The sequence below is a fragment of the Martinezella calliandrae genome (assembly GCF_030272695.1).
GTDB lineage: Bacteria > Pseudomonadota > Alphaproteobacteria > Rhizobiales > Rhizobiaceae > Rhizobium > Rhizobium calliandrae.
In genome coordinates, this window is record NZ_JARFYN010000008.1 from 1 (window position 1) to 13,375 (window position 13,375).

Here is a 13,375-nt window from a genome sequence, read left to right on the forward strand (position 1 = left end):
CCAGACGGCCTTCAGCTTCCCATCGGCGCAATGTCGTGATCGACACGCCCAAAACTTCCGCCGCTTCGCCTATGCTCACAAATCTCTCCATTTTGGATGACCCTTCAACCTTCAATCGCTGTTCTCTTTCAGTAGGGATCAGATAACGCGCACGATCTACTCGCATTTCTGGCAGTTGCGACCGATGACGGGCTGTTTACGGTGCGGGCGACAATCGACGAAGCAAAGCCGCAAGCGATCATGTCGGAGGTGTTAGAGAGAATGGCGCGCAAGACGATCGAACAACGCATCGCCGAACTGGAGGTGCGCAAGAAGACGCTGAAGGCGCGGCTTGAAAGACAGGAGCGTGTCGAGGACACGAGACGGAAGATCCTGCTTGGCGCGCTCGTGCTGCACCGTCTCGAACTTGGCAAGGACCAATTTTCCCACGATCTAATGAGCTGGTTGCGCCGAGAACTCCCAGGCTTCTTGAGCCGCGATCATGACAAGGCGCTGTTTCCAGCCATCCTCGATACGTCGATCTCCCAAGCCCAAGACGAGCCAGGAATGGACAGCCAGCCATGACCGCCGTCGATCTGCTGAAGGCGGTCGTCAAAGCTCCGATCTACGCGGTCGTCTGCGGGGTTCTTGGTCTGGTCCTCGCCGCAGTCCTCGTACTCGGCAATGCAGTTGTGCAAGCGCTCACGGACATCGAGCCAACAGGCGTCCATCGCGCCGTCGACATCGTCGCAAAATACCTGCCGGCCATCATGGCCATCGGCGGCTTCATCGCTGCGTTCGTGCCAATCACCGATCTTCGCGCAGCCGTCTTTGGCACCGCCCGTTGGGCCAACCGGAAAGAGCTGCAATCTCTCGCCAAAGTCGAGAGCGGACTGTTGATCGGCCGCGACAGCAAGGATGGAAAGCTGCTTCGCTACGACGGACCAGGGCATCTGCTGACGATGGCGCCGACGCGAACCGGCAAAGGCGTAGGAACTATCATTCCCAATCTGCTGACTGCCGACCGCTCGGTGATCTGCATCGATCCGAAAGGCGAGAATGCCAGGATTGCCAGCCGGGCGCGGCAATCATTCGGGCCGGTCCATATCCTCGATCCGTTCGGGGTGACCGGCAAACAATCGGCTTCATTCAATCCGCTCGACATGCTCGATCCGTCGAGCCTCGATGTCGCCGAAGACGCCAGCACGCTCGCCGACGCATTGGTGTTCGATGAACCGGGCATGGCAGGCGAGACACATTGGAACGAAGAGGCCAAGGCGCTGATCGCCGGGATCATCCTTTACGCTGTCACACACGATCCGCCGCATGAACGAAGTCTCGTCCGTCTGCGTCACCATCTGACCTTGGCGCCCGAAGCGTTCGATGTTTTGCTGAAACAGATGCAGGCCTCAATCGAGGTGAATGGCCTTGTCGCTCGTGCCGCCAATCGGCATCTCGGTAAATCCGATCGCGAAGCCGCAGGCGTACTCTCGGCCGCGCAACGCCACACACATTTTCTCGACAGTCCGCGCATGGCGGCCGTGCTCGGCCGATCGGATTTTCGCTTCACTGATTTGAAGCACCATAACGCGACGGTGTTTCTGGTTTTGCCGCCGGACCGGCTTTCGACCTATTCGCGTTGGCTTCGCCTGCTCGTCAGCCAGAGCCTCACCGACATGGCCCGCGATCCCATGAAACCGATAGCGCCGGTTCTCTATCTTCTCGATGAGTTTGCAGCTCTGGGGCACCTCGAACCAGTCGAGCGAGCCATGGGGCTGATGGCCGGTTACGGTGTTCAGCTCTGGCCAATCCTGCAAGATGTCCACCAGCTCCGCGCTACATACGGAAAGAGGGCGGGGACCTTTCTGTCCAATGCCAGCGTCCTTCAACTGTTCGGTGTCAACGACATCGAGACCGCGGAACTGGTCGGCAAGACGATTGGCAGGACAGATGCGCGGTATTTCACGGCCTCGTGGAGCGAAGGCAAGAGCTCGACCGCCGAACATATCTCCGCCCGCGACTTGATGAATCCGGACGAGGTGATGCGGCTGGCGAGCGATCAAATGATCTTATTGCGACAAGGCCGGCGGCCGGCGCTGGTTCGCAAGCTCCGCTATTACAATGATCCAGAGTTCAAAGGACTGTTCGATCCATCATGAGAGATGAAACAGAAGATTTGTTCCAAACATTGATGTTCACGGTCGGCTGCATTACGAGCAGCAACGCTGCTGACCGAAGACGGATCGCTGAAGCCTACGTGCATGCTCACAAGCTCGTTTCAAAAATCGCGCTTGACAACGGAGACGCCTATCCCCGCATCGTTGCCTGTTCTCAACATTTTGATCGTTATCTGGCGGCGGGCGATATCGCATGTGCCGGATGGATGTTGACCGCGTTGGCGCTTCGAGTCGACGAACGAAACCTTCGAGAGTGGAGAGTGCTCCGTGGGTTCATTGACGGGGCCGTAGCGCTTTTGCCGATCGCCGTCGCGAGAGTTCACTAGCTGCGTCGAAACCATCTACCTGGAACCAAGTTCGGTTCATTCTGCGCCGTCCGCTTTTGGCTTGGCGAAGCGCACCCCGGCGCCGCCGCCGTTCTCGTCGATGAATTCCAGTCCAGCCTCTTCAAAAGCAACACGTATGGCTAGCAGAGTCGCAGCATAGGCGGGCTTGCCCGCTTCGATTCGGTTGACCGTGACTGATGTTATGTTTGCTCTTTTCGCCAAATCCCGGATGCCCCATTTCAGAGCGGCACGCGCCATTCGAACTTGATCAGGGGTTAACACATTTAATCCTTGATTAAATCTGAAAATGATTCATGTGGGTTCTGACCGCTCATTCGGTCGCGGTCAGGCAAGGCGCGCGAACAACCAGCCTGACCTACCACAATCTGGCTGGTTGGAGCTTGGATCATGGATGGTTCTGAGATTAGCAGAACTTTGCTTACGCATCATTGTGGCAACTTGCGATCGGTCGTAACGGCCTTTTTGGGTATGCCCACCGAAAACCATACGAAGGACGAGGTCGCGGAGGTGGACAAAGGAACTGCCGTCGATCCGATCGTCTCAATATGGAAGGTCTGGTATCGCGCTCCGGCAAAACAAATTGTGCGGGCGGCAGCAATGCATAGAAAAGAAGCTGTTGGAGATCATCGGGGGGTTTCCACAGAGGACGAGGCCCCAGAGCCGGAAAGGCCGGAAGAACCGGCAGCGGACGAAGATGGCGGAACAGTCATTGACGGCGTGAGCGTCAACGGCGATGGCGAGGTGACGGATGATGGCGACCATGACGAGGAAGCGGAGGACGACGGCAAGCCGCTGTCGGATTCGCTTATCCGCGATCTGACCGCCCATCGCACCCTTGCCCTGCGCCTTGCTCTTGGCGAGCAGCCGGATATGGCCTTGATTGCCGTCACGCATACGCTGGTCGCGCAGACCTTCTATCTCGCCAGCCATGCGGATGGTATCGAGGACACGGCGGCGGCAAAGGCGCTGGCGGATCGTCATACCGGGTGGGCGGCGGACATGCCACGCGACGTGGCCGACCTTTTGGGGCTGCTTCGTCGCCGGGCTGGACCATGCAAGCGTCATGGCGCTGTTTGCACATTGCGCCTCGCTGACGGTCAATACTGTCAAGCTGCCATGGGAAGCCCACAAGCGGCGCGCCCATGAGACGCCGGACAGGCTGGCGACGGCGGTTGCGCTTGACATGACGGCACACTGGACGCCCACAGTTCGCGCTTATCTCGGCCGCGTCACGAAGGCCCATATCCTCGCCGCCGTGCGGGAAGCCCTTGGCGACGAGGCAGCGGAGCGGATCGCAGAGAAGAAGAAGCAGGAGATGGCCGAAGCCGCCGAGCAGCTTCTTGCCGGAACCGGCTGGCTTCCGCCTGTGCTGCGCACCGAGCGACCCGCGTGGCTAGCCGATGTGCAGCTGGAGGCACAGACCACCGAGGTCGAGGCAGGGACGCAAGCGCGCAACGATGAGGCTTTCACCGTTGCGGCGGAATGAAAGGCGAGCCGGGGCCGCGCAAGCGGTCCCGGCTTTCTATCCGAGAAATCGCGGCCGCGCGGCTTCACCGCGCGGCCGAATACCTCGACAGTTCAAGGACAGTCGGATTTATCAGGCTCGGCAGGACAGACAAGCATCGGCACATGCCCAAGGTTCATTCGTCAGGCCCATGACGGCACGAAAGGCGCCGGCGCAAGTTAAAGGTGAAAGATCATGGTTGTGGTGATGTTCGTGAGCGTCGCGCTAGTCGCAGTTCTCTGCGTTCTAGCTTATACGCTCGCCATCGACGCGCTGCCCTTCCTGCTCGGGCTGACCGCCGCGCAATTTATCCCCCACCTAAGCATGCCTACATTATTCCAAATCCGGCTCTAGCGGTCACGATGCGATGGCGGATCGGCAGCCACCCACCTGGTCGATCAGGCCCGCCAGATAACGGGCGGCGCGTCGCGCCTAGCCGAACCCTGCCACGACTGTTTCGATGGGCAGGAACAGCGTCCGGCTGTCTTCCGGATATTCGATGAACTCCGCGCAACGCAGATAGAAGCGCTTTGCCACATCGTCCTTGGCCTGGACCAGAACCGCCCCGATGCCAATACTCTGCGATGCCAGGGCGATCCGGCGCAGTGCATCGGACAGGAGATCCGCACCGAGGCCCTTTCCCGCATGATCACGACTGACCGCCAACCGCCCGATAACTGACACGGGAATCACGTCGGGCGCATTGCGCCGCACCTTGCCGGGAGCAGCCCCACGCTCGACCGATCCGGCTGAAATGCAGAAATAGCCGACCACCCGATTGCCCTCACACAAGACATAAGTGCGCGAGAACCGGCTTTCGTTCTTCAAGGCCCTATGGCGCAGCCAGTCATTCAGTACCGGCTCACCACAGTCGAACCCCGAAACATCATGGTCGGCAGTCAGGGGAACGGGAGCGGAAAGCCGAGGCGCGGGCTGGTCCGGCGCGTCGTCTATTTCTGCCATGCCGGAGTCCGGCGCAGCAGGGCCTTGAGCTTCGGTCCGGGCGCGGGCGGATTGTCGAGCGCGTGCATAAAAGCGTCGTGGCGCTCGGGATCGAGCGTGAACAGGCGCTGGTCAAGCAGCACATCGACTGCTTGCCGCCGGGCGCTTTCCACCATGAACTCGGTGCGCGTCTTGCCCAACACCGCCGCCGCATCGTCGATGAGTTGGCGAGTGCTGGTCTCGATCCGCAGGTTGATGCTGCCCTTGGCGTCGGCCGCAGAGGCGCGCGCCGAGACAGCAGCGGAAGGGGAAGATGCCGAGAGAGCGATACGAGTTTTTCTCATGCTCGGAACATGGGGCTTTGTATCCACATTGTCAATACGCCCGGCTTTCTGTAAGATCGGGACAGCACCTGATTCATAAAAGGAAAATTGTCGAGGGCTCAAGATCATAACCCAGGATTTCATCAAGCCGGAAGCCATCGAAATCGTCCTGCCACTCTATCGCGAACTGGTCGAGAAGACCCGGCAGGAACGCTGTATCGTCTATGACCTGTTCATCGACCAGAAAGACCCGGGACATTTCGTTTTCATGGAAGAGCGGCAGGACCGAGCATTTCACGCGGTTGGTTCCACTCATCAACGCTCAACAGCGGCAGGACGCGACAGTTATCCTGATGGATGCGTTTCGAAGCGCCTAACCGTGTGGATTCGCACTATACGTGCAACGATATGACGAGCTTTGCAATCAGTTTCACTCGGGATGACGTGCGTCTGCTTTCCGGAACTCCCGGTTCGGACTTGAACGACGAAATGAAGGCGCAAAGCGGAAATGATTTCCGTTTCGGGGCTGGGAACGTCCGCTCTGCGGTGGCGTCGGCGACGAAAAAGGCACACTTTTTCCGTTGGTCAGGTCGATCAATTGACGGCTCATCCGCCATGGCTAAAATAAGCGGTGGCTAAGAATGGGATCGGAACTCTATGGCGCAATCGAGAATCACTTATTGCAATCGATCGTATGCCAAGAAGTGGTTGGAAAACCTCGAACGTCAAAACCCAAAACACTTCGAAATCCTGCAAGCCATCATTCAAGAAATTGAGGACAAAGATGGAAGCGACATCGTCAAGGCTGATCTCTATGAACGCCGGCCTGATGTCGCACAGTGCATTGCTGACTTAAAATTTGACCCACTGCCGAGCCGAGGTCAGATGTTGAGGCACAATGGTAACGGTATCCGACACGCTAAGTTTGCGCCGTCAAGGAGCATCGCAGTGGTTTGGGAGAAGATCGGCGATGTGATCTACATCACGTTCGACGATCATGCCCCAATTCGTTATTACCGGGCTATAAGCCATCTTCGCGAGATTAGATTAGGTAATCCGAGTTCCCCAAGCGGGCAAGAAACACGGGCCGGTTTCTCAGGAAGCTTAAGCAGTTCTGGTTGCGACGGCACTTTAGAAAGTTGCGTGGCTTCAACCCACGGTCGCGATATTACGAGTGATTTGTGACTTTCCATCAAAGGAAAGCGAACGAGGGCAGCTTGCAGGATTGGGCGTCGAGCAGTTGATTGACTGCATTGGAGGCGCAAAGCGGCCGTATACTCGAAGCTTTTCAGATCAATCCCTCCTCGGTGAGCGCCTGGATCACGGAACGGATCGCGTCCATGCGCTCGAAGCAGTTCCGTAGATTTTTCGGCAGCTCGACGCCGCTTCTCGGCGCGGCCATCAGGACCCAGAAGAGATAGCAATCGGCAATCGTCATCTCGTTGCTCACCAGGAATGCCTTGTCGCCCATCTGGTCGGCGAGGATCGCGAAGGCCTTCTTGAGCTTTTCGCGCGCATGTAGCTTTTCCGGCTCCGGGAAGAACGGGGTATAGGTGCCGTGGATTTCGGAGGACATGAAGGCGAGCGCCTCAAGCGTCCGCCAACTGAGATTTCTATCCCTGGGCAGTAGCTTGCCACCAGTCGGCCCGTCCCATGGCCTTTACCATCAACAAGGCTCTGCTGCTTTCCGGTCTCCTCAACCTGTTTCAGAGCGCGGCGAATTTCTCCATCTGTAAGGCTTGGCGCTGGGGTCTCCCGTAGGCTTTCAAGTGGGATCGGCGGACGGATAGTAGGGGTCTGTGCTTGGGTCCAAAATGGGCCTCGATCCCCCTAAAACCGACCCCAATACGCCACGGTATCCGGCTCTACGGTAAGCCTAAAAATCCTTATGCTTCAATGTGCTACAGCGTGATCCAGCGTGATCGAAAAATGGGAAGTGGGATGGTTGTGCACCATGCCGACCCCGAACCCATCTGGCGATCGCAAAACATTGTCGTCGCATCGGACGATTTGTCATTACGTCGCCCGGGGCGGTTTTTATCCGCTGACGGCCCTCCTTTTCGGTGCCATCGCCATGGCCATCACACCAATGATGACGCAGACGAGCCCGATGCCGGCTGTCGGGGTCAATGGCTCGTCGAGGAAGACGACGCCGATGGCGACCCCGATCGGGACGCGCAGATAGGCCTGCGCCGTTGTGCCGATCGGACCAAGGGTCTGGATCAGCCGGAAATAGATCGAAAAGGCAAGCGCGGTCGACAGAACTGAAAGGGCCAGCAGAGCGATGACCGATGGGACGGCAGGCGCGAGTGTCCAAGGCCGATCGACAATAAGGCTCACCGGGATAAGAATGACGGCGCCGCAGAGAAGAGAACCGACCGCAGGCATCATCGGATCGAGTCCCTTGAAATTGCGGCCGAACAAGGCGGCACCGGCATAGCAGACCGATGCCGCCACGACCGCAAGCTGCGCTGGCAGTTGCTGGCCGAAACCGTTCAGGGCGTCGAAGCCGATAATGAAGCAGATGCCCGTCAGACCCATCGTAATGCCGAACAGTTTACGCGCGGTGACGAGCTCGTTGCGAAACAGGAGGGCAGCCAGCAGGAAGGTGAAGATCGGCGTGGTCGAATTCAAGATGGTCGCAAGACCGGCATCCATCGTGCGTTCCGCCCAGGCGATGAGCGTGAAAGGAATTGCGCTGTTGAGACAGGCCTGAACAAGGAAACGGCGCCATATTGTCGGGCCGAGCGGCAGCCTTAGTCCACGCCAGCGGACGATGGCAAACAATATGCCGCCAGCGATGAGTGTGCGTGTAGCGATCAGGGTGACCGGCGGGATCGTCGCCACGGCGATTCTGATGAATGTGTAGGAGGCGCCCCAGAAAGTCGCGAGCATGAGCAGGAGCACAAGCTCCGTCGTCGTGTTGGTTTTGGTCGGTGACATTAGGCTGAACTTTCGAGGTCGATGATTGGAACATACGTCACCGTCCCTAGCGCCCAATTGCAGCCTAATGCTTCGGGCACGATCGAAGTATGATGCCTAGCGTTCAGTGCCGCCTTCAATCCCGCAACCGCAGTTCATCCGTCTGCATTTGCATCGAGCCCAGTGTTTCCAGGAAGCTCATGCCGAGCAGGCTCTGGTCGAGCTTACCGTCTTCCGCGACGGTCGCTTTCACGTCGCGGCGCAGGATCGGGCCGATGGCGACCGAGCCGAGTTCTACGGGAGCAGCCCTGGCCCGGCCGTTGGCGGTGACGACTGTCATGGAATAGGTGAGGTTTTCCGGGATGATGCCGACGCGCTCGGCATCTCGCTGCGACAATGCGATGGTGCTGGCGCCAGTATCGACGAGCATGTCGATCGGTTGGCCGTTGATCGTCACCTTCGCCTCGAAATGGCCGTTCTGCAGCTTGTGCAGGATGACTTCCTGGCCACCTTCGCTGGTCGTGACAACGACGGCGTGTCCAGGCACAAGGCCCGCAAACAGCCGGTCGCCGACCTGCTGGGCATCGCGCCGGTAAATATATGCCGTCGCCAGCGCCATGATAATAACCAGCCAGATCAGCAGATTGCGCAGGGACTGGCTGGCGGTATGGCGGCTGGCCCAGATGCCCGCGCCGATGACCAGGGCGAGCGGTACCAGATAGATGACGCCGGCAAAGGCATTATTGTCCATGCCGAGGGTCGTACCACTGTTATTGTTGAACACGAGGAGCGCGAGGCCGATACCAATGACAGCAAGCGCGATGTTCAGGCGGTTCATATTGCGCTGCGCTCCCGCGCCAGCCGCTGGCGGCGGGTCTCCCGGCGCGGCTTGCGTTCGACGGTGGCGAGGCGCTGGGGCAAAACCTCCATAATGTCGCGGCGCTCGTCGTCGCTGTAGGTCATCCACGCGCCGATTTCTTCGCGCGTACGCCCGCAGCCGAAGCAATAGCCGGTGTTCGTATCGATGGAGCAAACAAGAATGCAGGGTGTTAGCATGAGATCATATATATCGATGCTTCAAACGCACATGGCAAGGGTACAGAGGGCAGCAATCTCGCAAATCTGCTGCGTTGCACCGACGGTGTCGCCGGTGTGACCAGAAAGCCTTTGGCGTACTCGCCGGGTAAAGATAAAAGCCGCGGCCGCGGTGACAAAAAGGCTTAGGATAAGGCCAGGAAGCCTGAGGCTCGGCCAAAGCAGAAAGGCAGCAAGCACCAGCGCGGTAATGAGTGCGATTTGCATTGCGCCGTAATCCGGCTTGCCGGCCGAGGCGGCAACTCCGTCCGGCTTGGCGGCAGGCAGAACATACCAATGCCAGACCATGGCGCCGCGGCTCAGAACAGCAGCAGCCAACAAGGCAAGGGCTGCGGCAATTGGCGCAAGGTCGCTGGCGATGGAGGCAAGCGCAGCCGCCCGCAGTCCAAAAGAGAGAATCAGCGCGATCGCACCATAAGTACCAATGCGGCTATCCTTCATGATCGCAAGCGCCCTATCGCGATCCTTGCCGCCCCCGAGGCCATCCGCCGTGTCGCTAAGGCCGTCCTCGTGCAGAGCGCCGGTCGTCATCGTCTGAATGGCCAGCGCCAACAACGAAGCCATGAACGGGTCGGCATTGAAGGCAAGCAGCACGGCGAAGGCGATCGCGGCGGGCAGGGCAATCATAAAGCCGGCGAGGGGGAAGGTGCGCGAGACGCGGGCGAGCCTGCCGTCATAGCCTTCGAAGAAAGAAGACGGCACTGGAATACGGCTTAAGAAGGCCACGGCGCGCGCTATATCGCTTGTGTATTCCCTAATATTCATTCACTCCCCGTCATACCTGCGACAGCATCGGGCGTTTTTGGAGTTGTTCGCAACGGTGCCGGCGACTAATAGAGTCGCACGCAAAAAACCTGATTTGAGATCAAAAAACAAGGAACGGCATTCATGAGCGTTACCGGCTTGCCATTCGACGATTTCCGCACATTGCTGCGCGACCTTCCTGGCCCGGACTCCCGAGCACTGGTGGCGGCGCGCGAGCGTGACGCGCAACTCACCAAACCGCCGGGCGCTCTCGGTCGTCTCGAAGAGATTGCCTTCTGGCTCGCCGCCTGGTCCGGTCGGTCGCCCGCGGTCAATCGGCCGCTAGTGGCGATCTTTGCTGGCAATCACGGCGTCACCAAGCAGGGCATCACGCCGTTTCCGCCTGCCGTCACGCAACAGATGGTCGAGAATTTCGCGGCCGGTGGCGCTGCGATCAACCAGATCTGCGTCGCCTATGATCTAGGCCTGAAGGTATTCGACCTTGCGCTGGATTTCCCGACCGCCGATATTACCGAAGAGCCTGCACTCAGCGAACGTGACTGCGCCGCAACCATGGCCTTCGGCATGGAAGCCATTGCCGGCGGTACGGATCTGCTTTGCGTTGGCGAAATGGGGATCGGCAACACCACGATCGCCGCCGCCATACACTACGCGCTCTATGGCGGCACGGCAACGGAGTGGGTTGGTCCCGGAACCGGCTCTGAAGGCGAGATGCTGAAGCGCAAGATCGCCGCCGTCGAGAAGGCGGTCGCGCTGCATCGTGACCATCTTTCGGATCCGCTGGAAGTGCTGCGCCGCCTCGGCGGCCGTGAGATCGCGGCCATGGCTGGCGCCATTCTCGCGGCCCGCATGGAACGTATCCCCGTCATTATCGACGGCTACGTCGCAACCGCGGCTGCCTCGATCCTCAAGGCGGCCAATCCCTCGGCGCTCGACCATTGCCTCATCGGTCACGTCTCGGCCGAGCCCGGTCATCTCAAGGCCATCGACAAACTCGGCAAGACGCCGCTTTTGGCGCTCGGCATGCGGCTTGGCGAAGGCACGGGTGCAGCGCTCGCCGCCGGTATCGTCAAGGCCGCCGCCGCCTGCCATTCCGGCATGGCGACTTTCGAGAGCGCCGGGGTAACCAACAAGCATTGACGGATGAAACGGCGGGGCGCGGCGATTAAGCGCTCCGCCTCCCAAATTCCGACCGACTTTCGATTTATGTCATAAAACTGTAATTGTTTGTCTGACCGAACCAGTCGTCGGCTTGCCTTGAGAGTGGCGAGACGGTATTCGCAAGGCTGCTAATTTGCTGTTAGGACATTGCAAGCGAGGCAGGGATGGCCGAGTTTTCGAAATCAGCACTAACCAAGGAAACCGGGGTCCGGCACTTCCTTGCGGCCGCCGGCTATTCCTGGGGCGGTTTTCAGCGCCTGCTGCAAGAATCGGCTTTCCGGCAGGAGCTTTTGTTCGCGGCCGCCGGATTGATCCTGCTCGTCGTCGTTGGGGCTACGCTTGCAGAAATCATGATCGCCATCGTGCTGTTTCTCGGCGTTTTTGCCGTCGAGGCGATGAACACGGCGGTCGAGGAAGTCATCGACCGGATTTCGCCGGAGATTTCCAACGTCGGAAAGCACGCCAAGGATCTTGGCTCCTTCGCAGTTCTCTGCATGCTGGTCGCTTCCGGCCTTTACTTGCTTTTCACGATCGCCAGCCATCTGTTTTTTATGGCCTAAACGTCAGGCAAAGCTCTTCTTGCGGCGCTCGACCGACGGCGCGTCCTCTATGGCGGGCAGGCTTTGCAGCACGCGCTTGGCGGGCAGGATGGCGATGACTTCCGTGCCCTCGCGCAGCTTGGACTTCAGCATGAATTGGCCGTCATGCTTGGCAAGGATCGCCTGAACGATCGGCAGGCCGAGGCCGGTCCCCTGTTCGGCGCTCTTGATGGCGATCGAGCCTTGGCCGAAGGCCGAAAGAACGACCGGTATCTCTTCTTCCGGAATGCCGGGGCCATTGTCCTTGATCGCCACATATTGGCCGCCGCCGGCGGTCCAGCCGACCTTGACAGTGATTTCACCGCCTTGCGGCGTGAATTTCACGGCGTTGGACAGAAGATTGAGGATCACCTGGCGCATGGATTTTTCATCGGCCCAGACCGAAGGAAGCTCTGGCTCGAACTGCGGCGAGATGGAGATGTTCTTGCCACGCGCGCGCAACTGCACCATGCCGATGCAATCTTCCGCCACATCCAGCAGCGAGATTGCCTCCTCGTTCAACTCATACTTGCCGGCCTCGATGCGGGAAAGGTCGAGGATCTCGTTGATCAGGTTGAGCAGATGCTGACCGGAACGATGGATATCGGTGGTGTATTCGCGATAGGTGGCGTTGTTCAGCGGCCCCATGACTTCCGCCGACATGACCTCGGAGAAGCCGAGGATGGCGTTGAGCGGCGTTCTGAGCTCATGCGACATCGAGGCCAGGAAGCGGGATTTGGCGAGGTTGGCCTCCTCGGCGCGGCGGCGCGCTTCATCCGACATGGATTTCGCGACTTCCAGCTCGGCGATCAGGTCATCCTTTTCCGACTGGAAGGAGAGGATCTTCAGATTCGACTGAAACATCCGATTGGTAATGAAGGTGAAGAAGACGACGGCGACCGCGACGGCGGCGGTGAGTGCGATATCGAGAGGATTGCGGGTCAGCACCGCTTTGACCGCAAGTGCGACGGTTGCCGGCGCAAACGAGAAGGGCACGGTTCGCGGCAGCATGAAATTTGCCATCGCAGTGATACAGATCGCCACCAGCAGCGTCGCGCTCTTATAGAGTACGAAGCTGTCGCCGCCGCAGGTCGAACAGCTCTGCATGGCGAAGAACGCGAAGCAAAAGCCGATGAGCAACTGGCCAAGCAGCAGGATCCGGCGCCATTTCCTGGTGCTCTTGGCGGTCATCTCGCGCTTCTTGGCGCGACGGCCAAGCAGCATGTTGATGGCGTGTGCGGAGAGGGTCGGGATGGCCCAGATGAAAATCTGCGCGTCCCGTGTGAGATAGACGCCGAGTGCTGCCACGATGATGACGAAGATCGGCATGACCGAAGCACCCTGGAGGAGGGTGTCGACATGCATCATCATGACTTCGCGGTCGAAGCTCCGGCTGTGACCGGTTTGCAAGCGCTCGCGCGTCTGTCGCACCGCCTTCGACACAGCCCGGTTACGGTGACTGCGCGATCGGTCGACGATGATTTTATCTGTCGATGTGCTGACGCCGGTGCTCATGGATACGTTGAAACTTGGCCTGCCGAGGGCTACAGACTAGCGGCCAATCCTTAAGAAGATGCTGCTC

The 13,375-nt window shown here is 59.2% G+C and carries 16 protein-coding genes and 1 pseudogene; 7 read left to right on the plus strand and 10 right to left on the minus strand.

Annotation, left to right across the window (positions count from 1 at the left end; translation table 11 throughout):
• On the minus strand, nucleotides 1–166 hold a 166-nt coding region (locus PY650_RS37100; RefSeq protein WP_349644480.1), incomplete at its 3' end, for a MerR family DNA-binding transcriptional regulator.
• A 95-nt stretch (nucleotides 167–261) separates the two neighbouring features.
• Here PY650_RS37100 and PY650_RS07870 point away from each other — a divergent pair.
• Both PY650_RS07870 and PY650_RS07875 read left to right on the plus strand, forming a co-directional pair.
• The gene (locus tag PY650_RS07870) at nucleotides 262–564 is read left to right on the plus strand and encodes a mobilization protein (protein WP_285878529.1); all 303 of its coding nucleotides are present in this window, start codon (nucleotides 262–264) and stop codon (nucleotides 562–564) included.
• Nucleotides 561–2,138, plus strand: coding sequence for a type IV secretory system conjugative DNA transfer family protein (locus tag PY650_RS07875; protein WP_285878530.1), 1,578 nt, complete (start codon nucleotides 561–563; stop codon nucleotides 2,136–2,138). The genes PY650_RS07870 and PY650_RS07875 overlap by 4 nt, the downstream gene beginning before the upstream one ends.
• Before the next feature lie 380 nt (nucleotides 2,139–2,518).
• Here PY650_RS07875 and PY650_RS07880 read toward each other — a convergent pair whose 3' ends face one another.
• Nucleotides 2,519–2,740, minus strand: coding sequence for a helix-turn-helix domain-containing protein (locus PY650_RS07880; RefSeq protein ID WP_285878531.1), 222 nt, complete (start codon nucleotides 2,738–2,740; stop codon nucleotides 2,519–2,521).
• A gap of 396 nt (nucleotides 2,741–3,136) precedes the next feature.
• Between PY650_RS07880 and PY650_RS07885 the strand changes: the two are divergent.
• Nucleotides 3,137–3,989, plus strand: a pseudogene (locus PY650_RS07885) (chromosome partitioning protein ParB); the annotation flags it as partial.
• Between the two features lie 450 nt (nucleotides 3,990–4,439).
• Here PY650_RS07885 and PY650_RS07890 read toward each other — a convergent pair.
• Nucleotides 4,440–4,970 (minus strand): GNAT family N-acetyltransferase, encoded by a 531-nt coding sequence (locus PY650_RS07890; protein WP_285878532.1) that lies wholly within the window; start codon nucleotides 4,968–4,970, stop codon nucleotides 4,440–4,442.
• A complete protein-coding gene (locus PY650_RS07895; protein WP_349644481.1) occupies nucleotides 4,958–5,293 on the minus strand; it encodes a type II toxin-antitoxin system TacA family antitoxin in 336 nt (111 codons plus the stop codon). Before PY650_RS07895 ends, PY650_RS07890 begins: the two co-directional genes overlap by 13 nt.
• Nucleotides 5,294–5,459: 166 nt before the next feature.
• Here PY650_RS07895 and PY650_RS37350 point away from each other — a divergent pair, with 166 nt between their 5' ends.
• Complete coding sequence (locus PY650_RS37350) at nucleotides 5,460–5,684, plus strand: putative quinol monooxygenase (protein WP_432761506.1); 225 nt, start codon at nucleotides 5,460–5,462, stop codon at nucleotides 5,682–5,684.
• A 245-nt stretch (nucleotides 5,685–5,929) separates the two neighbouring features.
• Nucleotides 5,930–6,457, plus strand: a complete 528-nt coding sequence (locus PY650_RS07905; protein ID WP_285878535.1) for a hypothetical protein — start codon at nucleotides 5,930–5,932, stop codon at nucleotides 6,455–6,457.
• A gap of 103 nt (nucleotides 6,458–6,560) precedes the next feature.
• On the opposite strand, the gene PY650_RS07910 is transcribed toward PY650_RS07905, so the two are convergent.
• From PY650_RS07910 to PY650_RS07930, 5 genes are all read right to left on the minus strand, one after another.
• Nucleotides 6,561–6,848 carry a glutathione binding-like protein gene (locus PY650_RS07910; protein ID WP_285878536.1) on the minus strand — a complete coding sequence of 96 codons (288 nt, stop codon included), beginning with the start codon at nucleotides 6,846–6,848 and terminating at the stop codon, nucleotides 6,561–6,563.
• Between the two features lie 461 nt (nucleotides 6,849–7,309).
• On the minus strand, nucleotides 7,310–8,215 hold the full coding sequence (locus PY650_RS07915; protein ID WP_285878537.1) for a DMT family transporter: 906 nt from the start codon (nucleotides 8,213–8,215) through the stop codon (nucleotides 7,310–7,312).
• 115 nt (nucleotides 8,216–8,330) lie between these two features.
• Nucleotides 8,331–9,032, minus strand: a complete 702-nt coding sequence (locus tag PY650_RS07920) for a TIGR02281 family clan AA aspartic protease (RefSeq protein WP_285878538.1) — start codon at nucleotides 9,030–9,032, stop codon at nucleotides 8,331–8,333.
• Complete coding sequence (locus tag PY650_RS07925; RefSeq protein WP_285878539.1) at nucleotides 9,029–9,250, minus strand: DUF1289 domain-containing protein; 222 nt, start codon at nucleotides 9,248–9,250, stop codon at nucleotides 9,029–9,031. The genes PY650_RS07920 and PY650_RS07925 overlap by 4 nt, the downstream gene beginning before the upstream one ends.
• Before the next feature lie 21 nt (nucleotides 9,251–9,271).
• Nucleotides 9,272–10,054 carry an adenosylcobinamide-GDP ribazoletransferase gene (locus PY650_RS07930; protein ID WP_285878540.1) on the minus strand — a complete coding sequence of 261 codons (783 nt, stop codon included), beginning with the start codon at nucleotides 10,052–10,054 and terminating at the stop codon, nucleotides 9,272–9,274.
• A 123-nt stretch (nucleotides 10,055–10,177) separates the two neighbouring features.
• Here PY650_RS07930 and cobT point away from each other — a divergent pair, with 123 nt between their 5' ends.
• Nucleotides 10,178–11,194, plus strand: a complete 1,017-nt coding sequence (gene cobT / locus PY650_RS07935; RefSeq protein WP_285878541.1) for a nicotinate-nucleotide--dimethylbenzimidazole phosphoribosyltransferase — start codon at nucleotides 10,178–10,180, stop codon at nucleotides 11,192–11,194.
• Nucleotides 11,195–11,379: 185 nt separating this feature from the next.
• The gene (locus PY650_RS07940; protein WP_285878542.1) at nucleotides 11,380–11,775 is read left to right on the plus strand and encodes a diacylglycerol kinase; all 396 of its coding nucleotides are present in this window, start codon (nucleotides 11,380–11,382) and stop codon (nucleotides 11,773–11,775) included.
• 3 nt (nucleotides 11,776–11,778) lie between these two features.
• Here PY650_RS07940 and PY650_RS07945 read toward each other — a convergent pair whose 3' ends face one another.
• Nucleotides 11,779–13,308, minus strand: a complete 1,530-nt coding sequence (locus tag PY650_RS07945) for a sensor histidine kinase (protein WP_285878544.1) — start codon at nucleotides 13,306–13,308, stop codon at nucleotides 11,779–11,781.
• Nucleotides 13,309–13,375: the final 67 nt, after the last annotated feature.

Excerpts from the sequence above, each read along its gene's own strand:
- PY650_RS07870 (WP_285878529.1), top strand. The coding sequence starts at position 262 with ATGGCGCGCAAGACGATCGAACAACGCATCGCCGAACTGGAGGTGCGC.
- PY650_RS07875 (WP_285878530.1), top strand. The coding sequence starts at position 561 with ATGACCGCCGTCGATCTGCTGAAGGCGGTCGTCAAAGCTCCGATCTAC.
- PY650_RS07880 (WP_285878531.1), bottom strand. The coding sequence starts at position 2,740 with ATGGCGCGTGCCGCTCTGAAATGGGGCATCCGGGATTTGGCGAAAAGA.
- PY650_RS07890 (WP_285878532.1), bottom strand. The coding sequence starts at position 4,970 with ATGGCAGAAATAGACGACGCGCCGGACCAGCCCGCGCCTCGGCTTTCC.
- PY650_RS07895 (WP_349644481.1), bottom strand. The coding sequence starts at position 5,293 with ATGAGAAAAACTCGTATCGCTCTCTCGGCATCTTCCCCTTCCGCTGCT.
- PY650_RS07905 (WP_285878535.1), top strand. The coding sequence starts at position 5,930 with ATGGCGCAATCGAGAATCACTTATTGCAATCGATCGTATGCCAAGAAG.
- PY650_RS07910 (WP_285878536.1), bottom strand. The coding sequence starts at position 6,848 with ATGTCCTCCGAAATCCACGGCACCTATACCCCGTTCTTCCCGGAGCCG.
- PY650_RS07915 (WP_285878537.1), bottom strand. The coding sequence starts at position 8,215 with ATGTCACCGACCAAAACCAACACGACGACGGAGCTTGTGCTCCTGCTC.
- PY650_RS07920 (WP_285878538.1), bottom strand. The coding sequence starts at position 9,032 with ATGAACCGCCTGAACATCGCGCTTGCTGTCATTGGTATCGGCCTCGCG.
- PY650_RS07925 (WP_285878539.1), bottom strand. The coding sequence starts at position 9,250 with ATGCTAACACCCTGCATTCTTGTTTGCTCCATCGATACGAACACCGGC.
- PY650_RS07930 (WP_285878540.1), bottom strand. The coding sequence starts at position 10,054 with ATGAATATTAGGGAATACACAAGCGATATAGCGCGCGCCGTGGCCTTC.
- cobT (WP_285878541.1), top strand. The coding sequence starts at position 10,178 with ATGAGCGTTACCGGCTTGCCATTCGACGATTTCCGCACATTGCTGCGC.
- PY650_RS07940 (WP_285878542.1), top strand. The coding sequence starts at position 11,380 with ATGGCCGAGTTTTCGAAATCAGCACTAACCAAGGAAACCGGGGTCCGG.
- PY650_RS07945 (WP_285878544.1), bottom strand. The coding sequence starts at position 13,308 with ATGAGCACCGGCGTCAGCACATCGACAGATAAAATCATCGTCGACCGA.